Origin of the sequence: Ureibacillus sp. FSL W8-0352 (assembly GCF_038004345.1) — a bacterium.
Lineage (GTDB): Bacteria > Bacillota > Bacilli > Bacillales_A > Planococcaceae > Ureibacillus > Ureibacillus thermosphaericus.
Map to the genome: position 1 here is coordinate 1,580,417 of NZ_JBBOQT010000001.1, position 17,108 is coordinate 1,597,524.

Sequence of the window (17,108 nt, forward strand, 5' to 3'; positions counted from 1 at the left end):
ATGCTTTAAAAGAATGATGAAATTATTTTGTAATTTTTGTGCTCGCTCTCTTTTGTTGATGGCGTTCTACCAACACTTCTAGCACATCGTACACGCTAATTTTTTGTTCCTGTAATAATACAAGTAGATGATAAATCAAATCAGCTGCTTCCCATTTCACTTCTTCCGGATTTCGATTTTTCGCACCAATCACTACTTCTGTTGCTTCTTCACCAACTTTTTTACAGATTTTGTCGATGCCTTCATTGAATAAATAAGTAGTATAAGCTCCTTCTGGCATCTCTTTTTCGCGTTTCTCAATGATTTCTACTAATTCTGGGATAATACCAACGCTTCCAACTTTCCCTTTCTCCACAACTATTTCTGTGAAGCAGGAAGTTGTTCCATTATGACAAGCAGGGCCAGCAGGGATGACTTCAACAACTAGCGCATCTTGGTCGCAATCAGTTGTTATTGAAACAACCTTCTGCGTATTTCCGCTCGTTTCTCCTTTATGCCAAAGTTCATTACGAGAACGTGAAAAAAACCATGTTTCCCCAGTTTCCACCGTTTTATGTAGCGATTCTAAATTCATATAAGCGACTGTTAATATTTCTTTCGTACGTGCATCTTGTACAACAGTAGGGATTAGACCCTTTTCATCAAATTTTAAATTTTCGATTTCCATCATCTGACACAAACTCCTTTTTCGCGCAAATAGGCTTTTACTTCTGCCACGCTTGTTTCTTTATAGTGGAAAATCGATGCTGCAAGGGCTGCGTCAGCATCAGCATCTTGTAATACTTCTCGGAAATGCTCCTTATTGCCTGCACCACCGCTTGCGATAACCGGCACAGTCACCGCATCACGAATTGCTTTCGTTAACGCTAAATCAAATCCTGTTTTTTCGCCATCTCTATTCATACTTGTTAATAAAATTTCCCCTGCTCCAAGTTCCACCGCTTTTTTTGCCCATTCAACAGCAGTCCAATTCGTTTTATTTCGCCCACCATGGGTATAAACCATCCAAGTACCGTCTTCTTCAGAATAACGTGCATCAATAGCGACAACAATGCATTGCGAACCAAAATAATCTGCACCTTCTCTAATTAATTCTGGTCTTTCGATTGCTGATGTGTTGACTGATACCTTATCCGCTCCAGCTCGTAAAATTCGTTTCATATCCTCTAACGTGCGAATTCCGCCTCCCACCGTAAAGGGAATCGCAAGTTCTGTAGCCGTTTTTTTCACAACTTCAACCATCGTTTGTCTGCCTTCGAAAGAGGCTGATATATCTAAAAACACAAGTTCATCTGCACCTTGTTCATCATAATACTTTGCCAGTTCCACCGGATCTCCTGCATCCCGCAGACCTACAAATTGTATACCCTTTACGACTCTTCCATCTTTTACATCTAAACAAGGTATAATCCGTTTTGTTAACATCTAATTCACCCCTTGCAGCCACTTTTTCAGTAAATAAACGCCGAATTCTCCTGACTTTTCAGGATGGAACTGCATACCGCAAACATTGCCACTTTGAACAATGCCGGGAACATTCACACCAAAATAGTCGGCAAATGCCACCACTTGAGAGGAGGTAGTATTTGCATAATAAGAGTGAACAAAATAGACATGTTTGTCCTCTGGCATTTCTTCCCCCTCCAACCATTTTGGAATAGTGTGGAATATCAATGAGTTCCATCCCATATGAGGAACTCGGTATTTTTCTCCCTGCTCAGAAATTCCAGAAAAACGAACGATTTTTCCTTCAAAAAACCCGAAACCTTTTGTCGGAGCAACTTCTTCACTTTCTTCAAATAACAGCTGCATTCCTAAACAAATGCCAAGAAGTGGTTTACTGTTCTTTACTTCATTTCGAATAAACTGATCAAGCCCAGTTTCTTTTAGCTTCTTCATTGCATCAGGAAAAGCGCCGACTCCGGGCAATATGAGAGCATCTGCTTCACTTAACTCCTCTGTTCTGGATGAAAGAATTACTTCTGCATCTAATTTGTTTAACGCTTGTACAACGCTAAATAAATTTCCCATGCCATAATCGATTACACCAATTTTCATGTAAGTAGTCCTTTCGTTGAAGGTACTCCTTTAACTCGTGGATCGATTTGAATAGCGTCATCAATCGCGCGAGCAAGGGCTTTAAAAATCGCTTCTATAATATGATGTGTGTTATGTCCATAAGGAACGATTACATGGACATTCATTCTTGCTTCTAAAGCAAACTTCCATAAAAATTCATGTACTAATTCCGTATCGAATGTTCCTACTTTTTCCTTCAATTCAGGAGCAACACGATATTCTAAGTGAGGACGATTAGAGCAGTCTACAACCACTTGTGCCAATGCATCATCCATTGGTACGAAAGCATTTCCGTATCGGCGAATACCTCGTTTATCACCTAACGCTTCTCGAACTGCTTGTCCTAAAACAATTCCGAGATCTTCTGTTGTATGATGATCATCAATATAAGTATCACCGTTTGCAACAATCTTCCCATCAAACAATCCATGCTTCATAAACAAATCGAGCATGTGATCCATAAAAGGAACACCTGTATCAACTTCTGCTTTTCCTTCTCCATCTAAATAAAATTCTATTTTGATTTGCGTTTCTTTCGTTGTTCGTTCGATTTGAGCAAATCGTTTCTTTGTTTGTGTCATTTAGTTTTCACCTTTCTTCCAACCTCTCGATTCTACAGCTCTTGCGTGAGCTTCTAAGCCTTCCATGCGGGCAAGTCTTGCAATTTTTTGCACATTCTCTTTCCATGTTTGTTCTGTATAATAAACAATGTTTGTCTTTTTAATAAAATCATCTACATTTAATCCGCTAGCAAAGCGCGCTGTGCTATTTGTCGGCAATACGTGGTTCGGACCAGCAAAGTAATCCCCGACCGGCTCAGAGCTGTAACGGCCGATAAAGATTGCACCCGCATGGCGGATACCCTCACTCACTTTTTCCGCATTTTCAGTCACAATTTCTAAGTGTTCAGGTGCAAGCGTATTTACTGCTTCCACTGCCTGATCCATATTTTCTGCAATATAAATATGTCCAAAGTTTTCAATAGAAGCTCTTGCAATTTCTTCTCTCGGAAGTTGTTTTAATTGATTTTCCACCTGTTCGCTCACAGCTTGTGCCAACTTTTCGCTCGTTGTAATTAGAATGGCGCATGCCTGTTTGTCATGTTCCGCTTGGCTTAATAAATCTGCTGCGATTTCATCTGGATAAGCCGAATCATCTGCGATTATACAAATTTCACTTGGTCCAGCAATCATATCAATCGCTACTTCACCAAATACTTCTCTTTTTGCTAATGCAACAAAAATGTTCCCTGGCCCTGTAATTTTATCGACAGGAGCAATTGATTCCGTTCCATAGGCCAACGCTGCAATCGCTTGGGCACCGCCAATTTTATAAATTTCATTCACGCCCAGAATGTTAGCTGAAACAAGAACTGCAGGGGGAAGTTTACCATCCTTTCCACAAGGAGAAGTAATGACGATGCGTTTTACCCCTGCAACTTGAGCAGGAATAACATTCATCAATACAGAGGAAGGATAAGCGGCAGACCCACCCGGCACGTATAATCCTACCGAATCTAGTGGAACAATCCGTTGAGCAAGGTACGATCCGTCAGTTAACGGCAATGTATACCCATTTCTTTTTTGCGCTTCGTGATAATTGCGAATATTGTTTGCCGCTTCTTCTAAGTCCTGCTTTAATAGGGGGTCAAAATGTCGAAGCGCTTCATTGATTTCTTCTTCTGTCACACGTAAATCAGAAAGAACAATTCCATCCCACATTTCCGTATATTTACGAACAGCTTGATTGCCGTTTTCACGAACATCTGCCAACACTTGACGTACCGTTTTTAACTGCTCTTCATTTCCGCTCTCAAGTTCTCTTTTTAACGAAATGTTTTTAGATAACTTAGAAATTTTCATGTTGTTTGACCTTCCCTCTTTTTCACAATTTTCTTCAATCGGGATACAATTTCTTGAATTCGTGCATTTTTCATTCTGTAGCTTACTGGGTTTGCAATTAAACGGGAAGACACATCGGCAATGTGTTCATATTCCACTAGACCATTTTCCTTTAATGTTCTTCCCGTTGAAACAATATCCACAATGCGATCAGCAAGACCAATCATCGGCGCAAGTTCAATAGACCCGTTCAATTCAATGATTTCCACTTGCTCACCAATGCCCTTATAATAATTCATTGCAATATTTGGATATTTCGTAGCTATGCGAGGTGCAATTACATCCATTTCTGTATTTGGCAAGCCTGCTGATGCGATATGACATTTACTAATTTTTAAATCCAATAGCTCATGCACAATTCTTTGCTGTTCTAATAATACGTCCTTCCCTGCAATTCCAATATCTGCAACGCCATGCTCTACATAAACGGGAACATCCATTGGTTTCGCTAAAATAAATCGAATGTTCTCTTCTGGAATTTCAATCATTAGCTTCCGTGACATTTCCACTTCTTCCGGCAATTGAAATCCAGCATCTATTAACATTTGAAACGCTTCTTCAAAAATGCGTCCTTTCGGCATAGCAATCGTTAATTCACTATTCATTGTTCTTCCCCCTGGCTCAATTCAACGACCCGACTAAACAATTTTGTAAATGCATCTTTATTAATCAATCCTTCTTTCGCTTGTACCGTTACACGAGCACCCTGTTGTCTTAACTTATTTGCAAGTTCTAACGCCCTATTAAATTCCTCATCTTCAAATAGGATGCAAACAGTCTCTTCAACCATTTCTTCTTTAGGCAATGCCTCAAGAAGTCGATCGATGCGAATGCCAAAACCTGTTGCTCCTACATCACTACCGAATAAATTTAATAAACCATCATAACGTCCACCATTTCCTAGTGGGAAACCACTTCCTGATGCGAAAATCTCAAATAACATGCCAGTATAATAATTCATGTGGCTAGATAGTGTAAAATCGAAAGAAACATATTGTGAAAGATTGCATGCTTCAATTAATTTAGCAAGTTGTTTCATATATTCTACACCATCGTTTTTTCGTACATATTTTTCCATATCTTCGATGGCAGCTAAGTTTGTTGCTTCATTAATAAATTCGAGCAATGCATTTGCTTTTGTTACAGGCAAATCAAATTCATGCACCGCTTCTTCAAATCCCACATAGTTACGCTCAACAAGCAATCTTTGTAAAGTTTCCCGTTGATAATAGTGGTCTGTATAATCATTTAAAATATCATGCAGTACACCTGCATGCCCAATGGTTAATTTGAATGATTCAATTCCAAACTCTTTCATCAATTCGATTACTATTATCAGTACTTCCGCATCAGCGTAAACCGATTTATCTCCAATAATTTCAATGCCCATCTGACCAAATTCGGCTGGTCTTCCACCTTCCATTTGTTGCGCACGGAAAACATTTGCCGAATAAGCTAGTCGGAGTGGGATTTTTTCTTTTAATAATTTAGATGTCGCAACCCTTGTGATGGGTGTCGTCATATCAGGACGCAAGACAAGGGTATTTCCTTGGCTATCCACCAATTTAAAAAGGGATGCGTCAGAAATAGCTGATGCTTTTCCAACAGTATCGTAATATTCTAAAGTTGGTGTCTCAATAAAATCAAACCCACGAGAACGTAAAAATTGTCGACCTATTTGCCTTGTTCTTTCGATCTTTTCATATATAGGCGGGAATGTATCTCTCATTCCTAGAGGTTTTTCAAACTTTTTGATTGATGACATATTCACACATCCTGTTATTTATACTTTAACATATTAGAGTGTTAGATAATTAGAGAATTAGTATATGAAAGCATTTTATCGAACTTTCAAAGATTCGTCAATTCAAAATTGGAGGTAATAGGAAATTATATATTTTCTAAACTGTTGCTACTATTCTGATAATTTGAGTGATTATGTTATATCCTTTGAATAGAACTTTTAATTACTCCTATTTTATAAAAAAAGATGCCTAGAAAGATTCATCTTTCTAAACATCCTCTTTCCCACTCACCTGTTTTTTTCTTCTCCGCTCCGCCATTTCTTCAGCTGTGAAAATGATGCGCATGGGATTTCCACCGACCATCGCCCCAGCTGGAACATCTTTATTCACTAATGTAGCAGCCGAAACGATTGCTCCATCGCCAATTTCGACACCAGGCAAGATGGTGGAATTCGCTCCCACCATCACTTCATTTCCTATTTTCACATCGCCTAATCGATATTCATCAATTAAATATTCATGAGCTAAAATCGTTGTATTATATCCAATAATCGTGTTATCACCAATTGAAATACGCTCTGGAAACATCGTGTCAGGCATTACCATTAGTGCAAGAGAAGTTCTCTTCCCGATTTTCATTTTCAAAAAGGTGCGATAAATCCAATTTTTTAATCCCATAAACGGAGTAATTCGACCAATTTGAATAAAAATAAAACATTTTACAACCTTCCAAAAAGAAACGGTTTTATATACATGCCATAAAGAGTTGGCGCCTCCTTGAACTTTGTATGTTTCAGTTCTCCGCATATTACAACCCCTTAACGATTGTTAGTAAATCGGAAATATGATGCAACATATAATCCGGTTGGAATTGTCTTAAATATTCTTCTCCTTTAATTGACCAAGCAACTCCAGCTGTTTTAATACCTGCATTTTTTCCTGCTAAAATATCGTGATAATTATCCCCAATCATCAAAGCTTTCTCTTTTGGCATTTTCAAACGCTCTAATGCTAGTAAAACAGGTTCCGGATCCGGTTTTACTTTCGTAACATCTTCTAAACCTATCCAGAAATCAAAGTAATGTTCTGCTTTCATGAATTGAAGTCCTCGTTCGATCGTATCTCTTTTTTTCGTTGAGACAATTGCTAATTTATGCCCTTGTTTTTTTAATTCTTCTAAAGTTTCATTGACACCATCGAACTCTTTCACATAATGATCATGATAAGCATGATTCCATTGGCGATATTTTGCAATCATTTCATCGACTTCATTTGGCGCAATTTGTTCAAAAGTCTCTTTTAATGACGGACCAATGAAGTTGATGCAATCTTGTGGCGAATATTGCCCAGGAAATTTGTCGTTTAATACATGCATAAATGTTTGGATAATTAATTCATTTGTATTTAATAACGTTCCATCAAAGTCAAATAATAAGGCTTTCATTCTTACTGGACCACTTCCCTATTTAATGCCTTTAGTTCTGTTCTATTCCAAATAAATGCAATAATAATCGTCAGTACAAATGCTGTAATTACTCGTATAATTAATAAAGGTAAAATCGGAATTCCTAAAGGCGCAAAAATAAGCGTATCCTCAATCACCGCGTGACATGCAACTAAAAAGATAAAGCATAATGTAGCATCTTTTTTACTCACACCATCTTCTTGTACTGATTGAATCATCACACCTGCTCCATAGGCTAAACCAATTACTAATCCAGCAACTAATGTCATCGCTGCATTTGGTTTTACTCCAATTACTTTCGTCAATGGAGCCAGTAAATTTGATAATTTATCTAAGAAATGATAGTCACGTAAATATTGCACGACAATCATTAAAGGAATGACAATAATTAATAATTGCAAAATCCCTAAACCCGCTTTTTGGAGTCCAAGTAATAATATTTCTCCCCAACCGTCCGGATTAGGATTTTGTACAGCAACTAAGCCATACTTTGCAATTTCTCCTCCACCGTTCCAAAGAAATCGAATCACTAAAGCAGATAAAATCGCTAAACCAAATCTGACAGTAAGAATTACCCATAGTTTTACTCCTACCTTTAATGCAACACCTGTTTCAATGAAAATGTTGTGGGAGAAAGATAGCATAACTGCAAGAATAAACACTTCTTTGACAGTCAACTCAACTGAAAGTATTCCAGCAATCCCTGCATATAAATTTAAAAAGTTCCCTAGCACAAGGGGAATAGCGGCTTCACCACTTAATCCTAGAATTCCCATGAATGGTTCAATCAAGTCAATGAGCCAAGGTAATATTGGTGTAAATTGTAAAATTGTCACAATAAACGTAATTGGAAAAATAACTTTACTTAAAGACCAGGCTGTTTTACCGCCTGCAATGAACCCCTTTTTCAACGTTGACATTCTCATTTTCCTTTCTATCTATTCATCAAAATATCGAACAACAGGACGAACTTTCCATCTGCGATAAAAAATGCTGGCAAATCCGACGATGATTAACGTCACTGAAACGACTTGGGCTGAACGTAAATCTCCAATTAAATACAAACTATCTGTTCTCATCGATTCAATAAAGAATCGTCCTATTGAATACCAAATTAAATAAGAGAAGAAAATTTCCCCTCGTTGTAAATTGGCTTTTCTAAATAGCAATAAAATAATTAAGCCAACTAAATTCCATAATGATTCATATAAAAAAGTTGGATGAACATATGTCCCTAAATCATGAATGTACATTTGCTCAATAATCCAATCTGGCAAAAATAAACTTTCTAAAAATTCACGGGAAACGGGGCCGCCATATGCTTCTTGATTCATGAAATTTCCCCAACGGCCAATGATTTGGCCAATTAATATACTTGGAGCAGCAATATCCGCAACTTTTAAAAAGCTTACTTTTTTCACACGACAGAAAACATATGCAGTTGTAATTGCCCCAATCAACGCTCCGTGTATAGCAATACCGCCGTTCCAAATCTCAATAATTTTTTCTGGATTAGCACCATAATAATCCCATTTCATGATGACATAATATAGGCGGGCACAAAGTATGGAAATCGGCACTGCCCAAAGCAACAAATCTCCAAAGAAATCTTCAGGCAATCCACGTTTTTTTCCTTCCGCTTGTGCGACAAAATAAGCAATGATGATACCAGTAACAATGATAATACCATACCATCGCACAGATAAAGGACCTATGCTAAAGGCAACCGGATCGATTGCTAACAAAATATTCTCCATATGAACTCCTCTCAAATTTAAATCATCTTTCAATAATTAATATTCATCAATCTCATCATGCATTGCAATAACTTCGTCTAATCTTCTTGAGAATTCCAATGCAGGATTGATGCCAATCCTTTTTAAACGATAATTCATTGCTGCTACTTCAATAATAACGGAAACATTTCGTCCAGGGCGAACCGGAATCGTTAATTTTGTAATTTCCGTATCAATGATTTTCATTTTTTCTTCATCTAGCCCTAATCGATCGTAAGTTTTATTTGGATCCCAAGTTTCCAACTCCACGATTAATGTAATGCGTTTATATGGTCGAACAGCACTCGCACCAAATAAAGTCATAATATTGATAATGCCGATTCCGCGAATTTCTAATAAATGCTCTAGTAAAGGTGGGGGACTCCCAATCAATATATCTTCGGCTTCTTGTCGAATTTCTACACAATCATCCGCTACGAGTCGATGTCCTTTCTTAATTAATTCTAAAGCTGTCTCACTTTTCCCTACCCCACTTTTTCCAATAATTAAGACACCAATTCCATACACATCGACTAATACACCATGGATAGCTGTTGATGGTGCTAATTTACTTTCCAAATAATTGGTAAGCCTACTTGAAAACCTTGTCGTTTTCATGGACGTAACTAATACTGGTACATTGTTTTCATTAGAGGCATCAATTAATTCTTGAGGAACATCCATATTTCTAGAAATAATAATTGCTGGTGTTTCCTGCGAACATAGTTTCATCATCCGTTCTTGCCTTAATTCCGGAGGGAGCATTTCAAAGAATGATAATTCCGTTCTTCCAATAAGTTGCACACGATTCGCAGGATAATGGGTAAAATAACCTGCCATTTCTAAGCCTGGTCTAGAAATATCGCTCGTTGTGATATGGCGACCAATCCCTTCATGACCACTTACAAGGGTTAATTTAAATTTCTCCATTACATCTTTAGTTGTTACTTGTGCCATTCTTCTCTCCCACCTTTTTTCACATATGTATTTATTTTAGCATTATAGTATACTTATCCAAAATAAAAAAGGAGACGTGCTCATAACGTCTCCCAAGACTCACTAATGTAAACGCTTTTATTTTTTAAACAAAATTATTTTTGTTGTGCCAACCATGCAGCAGCGGCTTCAGCATCTTCACCTTTCAGTAATCCGCCAGGCATTGCACCTCTACCGTTTAGAATGATATCTAAAATTTCTTCTTCAGACAATCTTGAACCAACATCTGAAAGTGCTGGAGTATTCCCCATACCTTGCAAGTTACCGCCATGGCAAGTTGTACAATTGCTCATTACAAGTTCTTCACCTTTGTTAGCTTCTGTACCGCCATCTGTTGTTTGTTCATCTGTAGTATTGTCGTTAGTTGAACCTCCGTCAGTAGCTTCGTCTCCGCCGCCACCACAAGCACCAAGAACAAGGGCGGATCCGAATAATAATGCTAACCATGCTTTTTTCATCTGAACCCCTCCAAAAAAATAATAAAAAATGCAATACATGTTCATTATATCAAAATTGTTGGACAAAGAAACATTTGGACAAATATCCAAAGTTTAGATAATACCGCTAAAACCACTTGTATCAATACTTCTAGCATTTGTTTCAGGTTTGTGAATTATTTGTGAAAGTGTGTTCACATTCAAATAAAAAAGGAATAAATTATTTTAGTATAATTTTAAAATTTATTTACGAAGGTTCATGTAAGAATATTGTGCGCAAATAAAAAAATCCTATTCAACAATCATTGAATAGGATTTTTTCGCCATCATTTATATGGAGCTTTTCGTATATTCTAAAGCCATTCTGTATATATATCCTAAATCAGCCGTAGAAATGCCTAACTCTTTCGCTAATTGATTTGCTTTTTCCAAATCCATTTTTGTCAATGCAATGCTCAGTTGTAAATAAATAGTCATCTCCGTTTCCCTGCCACAAATCGTTTCGATGACTACTTCCGAAAACGGTAATTGTTGAACAATTAATTGAATGGGTCTTTGTAAAATTGTATCGATTAATGAAAACATCCCTACTAAATAATACTCGGAATAATTTTGTTTATTCTTTTTTCTTGCAAGCAATTCACAAATTTTGGCACGGAAAATGGATGTTCTCATTAATTCAATGTAAACATCTGATGGTTCATCCGCTAGCCCTTCATCAACTGCTAGTAAATAAAGAAATTTACGCAGTTCGATTAACCCTAACATCACGATCGCTTGCTTTACCGATCGCACTTTCGATTTTTTTCTGGAAATATTATTAATTAACTGAAGTAACTTGTAAGTTATAGATATGTTCTGTTCTATTTTTTCAGCAATTTCTTGAACGTTGGAATTTTCTTCTTTTAATAAGCTCATTACTTCAAAATACTGCAACATATTCATGGGTATATCCACTGATTTAATAATTTGAGGCTGTTCAAAAAAATATCCTTGAAATAGTGAATAATTTGCCGCTTTTGCTTCTTCAAATTGAGTACGATTTTCTACTTTTTCTGCCAACAGTTGAATGTGGGGAAAGAAATTTTTCACACGCTCTTCAATAATAGCTCTTCCGGATTTAGGAGTGCTTAAAAAATCGACTTTAATAATATCTACATTTGCAAATAACGTGTTGTAATATTCTATATTTTGTCTTAAAACAAAATCATCTAACGCAATTGTAAAACCTCGATTTCTCAATTCTACAATCCGCATAATCAATTGATCCGTAATCGGCACATCCTCTAATATTTCGATTACAAATGTAGAAGGATCAATTAAATCAATGATATTATTCGTCATTAACAAATTTTCCGTAAAATTTACGAACCCTGGTAATCCATTTGTTAATTCATTCATTCCTATAGTAAATACGGAGTTTTTCAACACTTGAATTGTTGCATTATCTGAATCAACTTGTTCAAATTGATTTGATTCATTTCTTCTGTATAAAAGTTCATAAGCAACCACTTCCTCATGTGTATTAAAGATTGGTTGCCTACCTACAAGCACTTCCATACCAATATCCCCACTTTTTCATCATGTACTATTCCAATAATATACAAATTTTACGATGAAATACAACAAAAAGTAAAACGTAGAACAAAAATAGACATATGAAAATTATACAAAAAAGGAAGCATATCAAAGTCATTTTGAGACGCCCTCTTTGCGGCTGTCGCCAGTGCTTAGCCGCAGATAAATTGCGGCTGTCGCCAGTGCTTAGCCACAGATAAATTGCGACGAGGAGGCGCGTTTTGTGACCACCGCAGGAGCAAAGTTTTTAAGAGAATATTACTATAAGAAGTAAGGCTGTCCAGAAAGTGTTCGACTTTCTGGACAGCCTCTACATAAAATTTATTCTCCTTTAAAAACAATGGACCATTCACTACGTTTTTCCAACATTTCTTTCGCCAATTGTTTGGCCCCTTCTAAACTATGATTTGCTGCCCAGCCACATTGCACTTCATTGCAAGCAGGTACTTCTGTCGCTTCCATTACATCGCGAAGCGTTTTTTCTAAAATATTCAAGACTTCTTCATAGTCATCATGGTTAATCATTGTAAGATAAAATCCTGTTTGACATCCCATCGGACTCAAATCCACCACTTGATTTGTATGATTACGAATATGTTCAGCCATTAAATGCTCTATTGAATGAAGTGCTGCCATTTCCATATGTTGTTTATTTGGCTGTTTAAAACGAATATCATATTTTCGAACCACATCACCATTTTTTCCTGTGACTACACCAGCTAGGCGTACATATGGTGCACTAACTTTTGTATGGTCTAAATTAAAACTTTCCACATTCATTTTTTTCATTTTTCTTCCCTCTTTCTTCCATATTTAACTATCTTTAAGGTTACACTTCATCTATTGTACTGCTTCCCCATTATTCTGTCACTTTTCGCTCAATCCGTTCTTTTAAATGGCGTTTCAAAATTTTCCCAGTAGAATTTTTCGGCAATGATTGTATAATATGAAAAGCCTCTGGAATTTTATAAGTTGCCAAATGTTTTTCACAATGTTGAAGTAACTCATCATAAGAGGCTTCTTCCTTTAAAACAATAAAGGCATGTACTTCCTCTCCATAATCTTCATTAGAAAAACCTACTACAGCTGCTTCCAATACTTTAGGGTGGGCATATAATACTTCTTCCACTTCACGCGGATATACGTTATATCCCCCTACAATAATTAAATCTTTTTTGCGATCGACGATATAAATATATCCTTCTTCATCTTGTCTTGCCAAATCGCCAGTATATAACCAACCATCACGAATGGCTTTATCTGTTTCCTCAGGAGACTTATAATATCCTTTCATGACATTTGGTCCTTTACATATTAATTCTCCAACTTCTCCAATCGCTACATCATTCCCCTGATCATCTACCACTTTATTTATTACGTTCGGAATGGAGGTACCAATTGAACCGGGTTTTGGCTTTTGTGTCGGAGAATTAAAACATGTAACTGGCGCTGCTTCCGATAATCCGTACCCTTCAAAAATTGGGATGTTAAACATTGCTTCAAAATTTTCGAGTACTTTGATTGGGAGCGGAGCACCTCCGGAAATGGCTAATCGTAAACTAGAGAAACTTGAAGGCTCTCCTTCTTTGTATTGATGAAGAAAACTATACATCGTAGGAACCCCAGCAAACACGGTGGCATGAGATTCCTTTGCAAGCTGAAAAATATATTTTGGAGAAAACCTTGGTGCAATTAGTATCGTGGCACCAGTGCTTAATGGAACATTCAACACGACTGTTAAAGCAAATACATGATAAAAAGGCAAGGTGGCAATCACTCGATCTTCTTCCGAAAACAAAAAATAATCTCCAACGTCTCGTGCATTGGCATATAGATTTCCGTGAGTCAACATCACACCTTTAGGATGGCCAGTCGTTCCAGATGTATATAAAATGATCGCGATATCGTCCGCTTCCAACGAAACCGGCTTCATCGAATATGAATGCTTTATTAAATCAGAGTAAAAATGGTACTTGCCTTCTTGCCGATCATGAAAAAGATGTGATGAATCTTTTTCACAAAGAATTGAACCTTTTATTTGTGAAAATTTATTGGACAATTGATTAATTCGCTCTATCGAATCTTCTCCAGCAATAATCCACTTTACATCTCCATTGTCAACAATGTAAGACATTTCATCTAGAGTATACATCGGATTGATGGGAATTGAAACTGCTCCAATACGCATCAATGCATAATAAGCAATTAAAAAATGGGGACAATTTTGAAAAATTAGTGCTACATGGTCCCCTTTTTGAATGCCCAGTTGATTCATCGCAAAAGCAAGACTGCTTACTTTTTCTTCAAATTCACCGTAAGTTGTTGAACGACCTTCAAAAATATAAGCGATTTTTTCTGGGTGGTTTAAAGACTGTTCGCGAACTTTTTTTACTAAATTCATACTAGCATCCCCAACTTAATTTTTTACGTGAGCAATATATCTCCATCGAATTAAATAGAAATAAATCACTTGCAATAAAATGATGAAAGAAAAAGCAAAGATGATTTCTTTTACAATTGATATATTGGCAATATCCTTTAATATATTTTGCAAAGCTAAAAAGGCAAATAAACTATGAACCATCGCCACACCCCAAGGCAAGAAAAACTGAGGAAATAATTGTGTTGTCACAAGGCGTTTTATTTCACTATCTGCAATGCCCATTCGCTTTAACACATCAAACTTTCGCTTTTCTGAATCTAAATTGGTATGAATTTTAAAGTAAATAAAACTTCCAGCAGCTAGTAAAAATACTGCTGCAACTAATAACCCTACCAGTGTAAATAATGCGTAAGTTGATAAAACAAAAGAATAATTTAAACCAGCATTTTCAAAATAAAAAGGCAATCCATACCGCTCTTTTTCATATTCTTTTTGTACCTCTTTGTAAATGGACAATCCAACATCTTGTGCTTCTAACCATTGGGGAATATCAAATGCAAACAAATGATATCCAGGTTCCACATGTGGATATCCACTATAAGGCTTTTTTAAACGTAAAAAATCTTCATCGCTAATAATAATGGCGTTTGGACTGACAATGGAACTTGGAAAAATCAACTCCGGATATACTTGATTAATCGAAATCGGTACATTATTTTCTTTCAATACCGTATGCACAGTTCTTTTCGATAGTTTTTTAATTGCCTCTTCGGAGTACGGAATAAACATTCCTTCACCAGAATCTAATCGCACCATCGGATAACCATAAGAGAACAACAGACTGTTTATATCCGATTCTCGAAATACTTCCACTTCGTAATTCGTATAAGAGGACGTCTGTTTTTTTACTTCAAATCTTGTTAAATGGTATGAAAGACCTTTCAATTCCAACTCATTCAAAATAGATTGAATATGAGCCCTTTCATAAGGGTTATCAATATGTCCCTTATATATCAAACCTAATGGATTTAGTTGATCGTATTTTGAAGTGTACGAAGACAGGGCCGCTAGCAACCCTACACATAAAAAAGCAGCAGCTGAGACCATTGTCACAACAAAAAACATTTTTCCATTGTTTTTCATGATCAATGTTTGCTCTGCAATGGATAACATTCTTGATTTTTTCCACGAAAAACTCTTCCGCTCTTTCATGTAATGAACGAAATATGAAGTAGAATCTGTAAAGAAAAAATACGTCCCAATGGTAATGAGAATTGGTATTAAAACAACGAACGGATAAAAATTCACTCGATTTGTTAATAACGCTAATACATATCCAATTGCTAAAAGAATGACTGCTAAAATTGCTCTCTTTTTTGAAAAATGATCGTTAATATTAACAAAATGATACCATTTCAATAAATCAATTATTTTTCTTTCTGGAGAAAAGTTAATGCTAATAATGGAAATGATGACGAATGCGCTAAAATAAACGGCTGCTGTTAAGACAAACGGCTCCCATTTAAAATATAAAGGCAGTTGGTCCAACATTAAAATTTCCCGAACAATCATAAAGAAAAATTTTGTGAAAGCATATCCAAAAAGGATGCCACACGCAATCGAAAGAGTTCCAATCAACGTTGTTTCCAAAAAGATGAGTCTGCTGAGCTGACGCTTTTCCATTCCTAAATGAAGCAGAATGGCAAATTCTTTAGCACGCGCTTCTAAAAATGCTTTCATCGAATAAAAAATAAAAAACCATGAAAACACGACTAAAATAATTTCAGCAAATACTAAACCGCCAATCGGCACATTCCCTAAATAACCTTCATCAATTTCGGGATGGAACATAATCATCGAGTAAATAAAAAACACAAATACGGAGAAGAAACTTGCCATAAAGAATGCTGCATATATTCGAAAATTACGGATGACGTTACGGTAAGCGAATTGATGAAAGGTCACCGACTCTTCCCCCTAACAAGCTCAACACATTCAATATTCGTTGGAAAAATGTTTGCCTACGATCATCTCGATAGATTTCGTTAAAATATTCTCCATCTTTGATAAAAAGCACTCGATCACAGAAACTAGCTGCAATCGGGTCATGAGTTACCATGATAATGGTTGCATTTCGTTCTTTATTTATTTTACTTAACAGTTCGAGCACTTCTCTTGAATTGTGGGAATCTAAATTTCCAGTTGGTTCATCTGCCAAAATAATCGCTGGCTCATGAATGAGAGCTCTTGCAATCGCTACTCTTTGTGCTTGACCACCCGATAACTCATCTGGCCTTTTCGTTAGTACTCCCATTAATCCCAACTTTTCTGCAAGCGTGTTTACTCGCTCTTCCATTAAAGAAACTGGCTGATTGTCAAGGGTAAGAGGCAGTACAATATTTTCTTCCACCGTCAACATTGGAAGCAAGTTAAAGTCTTGAAATATAAAACCAAGTTCTCGTCTTCGAAAATAAGCAAGTTCCGTTTTATTAAATAAATGAGGTTTCGTCCCATTAAAAATTATTTCGCCTGAAGTGGGTTTATCAATTGTGGAAATTAAATTTAATAACGTCGTTTTGCCGCTTCCACTAGGCCCCATGACCGCTAAAAATTCGCCTTTCTCCACTTCAAAACTCAACTGATTTAATGCTCGATTCGTTACCTTCCCTTCATACACTTTTGTTACATCGATGACTTGTAAAATTGCCATATAAGCTCCCTCTTTAAGCAAATTCTGTTTAAGATTCAT

General features: G+C 36.6%; 18 protein-coding genes. All 18 read right to left on the reverse strand.

What is annotated here, in order from left to right; all coding sequences use genetic code 11:
* Positions 1 to 22: 22 nt before the first annotated feature.
* The 18 genes from hisIE to NST98_RS08180 all read right to left on the reverse strand — a co-directional run bounded on the left by hisIE (position 23) and on the right by NST98_RS08180 (position 17,069).
* Positions 23 to 667 (reverse strand): bifunctional phosphoribosyl-AMP cyclohydrolase/phosphoribosyl-ATP diphosphatase HisIE, encoded by a 645-nt coding sequence (gene hisIE / locus NST98_RS08095; protein WP_340435637.1) that lies wholly within the window; start codon positions 665 to 667, stop codon positions 23 to 25.
* A complete protein-coding gene (gene hisF / locus NST98_RS08100) occupies positions 667 to 1,425 on the reverse strand; it encodes an imidazole glycerol phosphate synthase subunit HisF (protein WP_096551886.1) in 759 nt (252 codons plus the stop codon). Before hisF ends, hisIE begins: the two co-directional genes overlap by 1 nt.
* Positions 1,426 to 2,058: an imidazole glycerol phosphate synthase subunit HisH gene (gene hisH / locus NST98_RS08105; protein WP_340435629.1), complete on the reverse strand. Its 633-nt coding sequence runs from the start codon at positions 2,056 to 2,058 to the stop codon at positions 1,426 to 1,428. It abuts the gene before it with no gap.
* A complete protein-coding gene (gene hisB, locus NST98_RS08110) occupies positions 2,055 to 2,660 on the reverse strand; it encodes an imidazoleglycerol-phosphate dehydratase HisB (RefSeq protein ID WP_340714868.1) in 606 nt (201 codons plus the stop codon). Before hisB ends, hisH begins: the two co-directional genes overlap by 4 nt.
* Positions 2,661 to 3,941 (reverse strand): histidinol dehydrogenase, encoded by a 1,281-nt coding sequence (gene hisD / locus NST98_RS08115; RefSeq protein ID WP_340714869.1) that lies wholly within the window; start codon positions 3,939 to 3,941, stop codon positions 2,661 to 2,663.
* Complete coding sequence (gene hisG, locus NST98_RS08120; protein ID WP_340714870.1) at positions 3,938 to 4,585, reverse strand: ATP phosphoribosyltransferase; 648 nt, start codon at positions 4,583 to 4,585, stop codon at positions 3,938 to 3,940. Before hisG ends, hisD begins: the two co-directional genes overlap by 4 nt.
* The gene (locus NST98_RS08125; RefSeq protein ID WP_340714871.1) at positions 4,582 to 5,745 is read right to left on the reverse strand and encodes an ATP phosphoribosyltransferase regulatory subunit; all 1,164 of its coding nucleotides are present in this window, start codon (positions 5,743 to 5,745) and stop codon (positions 4,582 to 4,584) included. Before NST98_RS08125 ends, hisG begins: the two co-directional genes overlap by 4 nt.
* A gap of 247 nt (positions 5,746 to 5,992) precedes the next feature.
* Entirely contained in the window at positions 5,993 to 6,532 is a 540-nt protein-coding gene (locus NST98_RS08130; protein ID WP_016838711.1) for an acyltransferase, read from the reverse strand.
* A 1-nt stretch (position 6,533) separates the two neighbouring features.
* Positions 6,534 to 7,169 (reverse strand): pyrophosphatase PpaX, encoded by a 636-nt coding sequence (gene ppaX, locus NST98_RS08135; protein ID WP_016838712.1) that lies wholly within the window; start codon positions 7,167 to 7,169, stop codon positions 6,534 to 6,536.
* A gap of 2 nt (positions 7,170 to 7,171) precedes the next feature.
* Positions 7,172 to 8,110: a nucleoside recognition domain-containing protein gene (locus NST98_RS08140; RefSeq protein WP_340709793.1), complete on the reverse strand. Its 939-nt coding sequence runs from the start codon at positions 8,108 to 8,110 to the stop codon at positions 7,172 to 7,174.
* Between the two features lie 18 nt (positions 8,111 to 8,128).
* Entirely contained in the window at positions 8,129 to 8,947 is an 819-nt protein-coding gene (gene lgt, locus NST98_RS08145) for a prolipoprotein diacylglyceryl transferase (RefSeq protein ID WP_096551900.1), read from the reverse strand.
* 36 nt (positions 8,948 to 8,983) lie between these two features.
* Complete coding sequence (hprK, locus tag NST98_RS08150) at positions 8,984 to 9,922, reverse strand: HPr(Ser) kinase/phosphatase (RefSeq protein WP_016838715.1); 939 nt, start codon at positions 9,920 to 9,922, stop codon at positions 8,984 to 8,986.
* A 134-nt stretch (positions 9,923 to 10,056) separates the two neighbouring features.
* The gene (gene cccB, locus NST98_RS08155; protein ID WP_096551902.1) at positions 10,057 to 10,419 is read right to left on the reverse strand and encodes a cytochrome c551; all 363 of its coding nucleotides are present in this window, start codon (positions 10,417 to 10,419) and stop codon (positions 10,057 to 10,059) included.
* A gap of 309 nt (positions 10,420 to 10,728) precedes the next feature.
* Positions 10,729 to 11,958: an EAL and HDOD domain-containing protein gene (locus NST98_RS08160; RefSeq protein ID WP_168412533.1), complete on the reverse strand. Its 1,230-nt coding sequence runs from the start codon at positions 11,956 to 11,958 to the stop codon at positions 10,729 to 10,731.
* Positions 11,959 to 12,297: 339 nt separating this feature from the next.
* Positions 12,298 to 12,765 carry an S-ribosylhomocysteine lyase gene (locus tag NST98_RS08165; protein WP_340714872.1) on the reverse strand — a complete coding sequence of 156 codons (468 nt, stop codon included), beginning with the start codon at positions 12,763 to 12,765 and terminating at the stop codon, positions 12,298 to 12,300.
* A 70-nt stretch (positions 12,766 to 12,835) separates the two neighbouring features.
* Positions 12,836 to 14,377 carry a long-chain-fatty-acid--CoA ligase gene (locus NST98_RS08170; RefSeq protein ID WP_340714873.1) on the reverse strand — a complete coding sequence of 514 codons (1,542 nt, stop codon included), beginning with the start codon at positions 14,375 to 14,377 and terminating at the stop codon, positions 12,836 to 12,838.
* A gap of 15 nt (positions 14,378 to 14,392) precedes the next feature.
* Positions 14,393 to 16,324 (reverse strand): ABC transporter permease, encoded by a 1,932-nt coding sequence (locus tag NST98_RS08175; protein WP_340714874.1) that lies wholly within the window; start codon positions 16,322 to 16,324, stop codon positions 14,393 to 14,395.
* Positions 16,296 to 17,069 carry an ABC transporter ATP-binding protein gene (locus NST98_RS08180; protein ID WP_168412530.1) on the reverse strand — a complete coding sequence of 258 codons (774 nt, stop codon included), beginning with the start codon at positions 17,067 to 17,069 and terminating at the stop codon, positions 16,296 to 16,298. Before NST98_RS08180 ends, NST98_RS08175 begins: the two co-directional genes overlap by 29 nt.
* Positions 17,070 to 17,108 lie beyond the last annotated feature (39 nt).

Coding starts and splice junctions, on each gene's coding strand:
- hisIE (WP_340435637.1), bottom strand. CDS start 667: ATGGAAATCGAAAATTTAAAATTTGATGAAAAGGGTCTAATCCCTACT.
- hisF (WP_096551886.1), bottom strand. CDS start 1,425: ATGTTAACAAAACGGATTATACCTTGTTTAGATGTAAAAGATGGAAGA.
- hisH (WP_340435629.1), bottom strand. CDS start 2,058: ATGAAAATTGGTGTAATCGATTATGGCATGGGAAATTTATTTAGCGTT.
- hisB (WP_340714868.1), bottom strand. CDS start 2,660: ATGACACAAACAAAGAAACGATTTGCTCAAATCGAACGAACAACGAAA.
- hisD (WP_340714869.1), bottom strand. CDS start 3,941: ATGAAAATTTCTAAGTTATCTAAAAACATTTCGTTAAAAAGAGAACTT.
- hisG (WP_340714870.1), bottom strand. CDS start 4,585: ATGAATAGTGAATTAACGATTGCTATGCCGAAAGGACGCATTTTTGAA.
- NST98_RS08125 (WP_340714871.1), bottom strand. CDS start 5,745: ATGTCATCAATCAAAAAGTTTGAAAAACCTCTAGGAATGAGAGATACA.
- NST98_RS08130 (WP_016838711.1), bottom strand. CDS start 6,532: ATGCGGAGAACTGAAACATACAAAGTTCAAGGAGGCGCCAACTCTTTA.
- ppaX (WP_016838712.1), bottom strand. CDS start 7,169: ATGAAAGCCTTATTATTTGACTTTGATGGAACGTTATTAAATACAAAT.
- NST98_RS08140 (WP_340709793.1), bottom strand. CDS start 8,110: ATGTCAACGTTGAAAAAGGGGTTCATTGCAGGCGGTAAAACAGCCTGG.
- lgt (WP_096551900.1), bottom strand. CDS start 8,947: ATGGAGAATATTTTGTTAGCAATCGATCCGGTTGCCTTTAGCATAGGT.
- hprK (WP_016838715.1), bottom strand. CDS start 9,922: ATGGCACAAGTAACAACTAAAGATGTAATGGAGAAATTTAAATTAACC.
- cccB (WP_096551902.1), bottom strand. CDS start 10,419: ATGAAAAAAGCATGGTTAGCATTATTATTCGGATCCGCCCTTGTTCTT.
- NST98_RS08160 (WP_168412533.1), bottom strand. CDS start 11,958: ATGGAAGTGCTTGTAGGTAGGCAACCAATCTTTAATACACATGAGGAA.
- NST98_RS08165 (WP_340714872.1), bottom strand. CDS start 12,765: ATGAAAAAAATGAATGTGGAAAGTTTTAATTTAGACCATACAAAAGTT.
- NST98_RS08170 (WP_340714873.1), bottom strand. CDS start 14,377: ATGAATTTAGTAAAAAAAGTTCGCGAACAGTCTTTAAACCACCCAGAA.
- NST98_RS08180 (WP_168412530.1), bottom strand. CDS start 17,069: ATGGCAATTTTACAAGTCATCGATGTAACAAAAGTGTATGAAGGGAAG.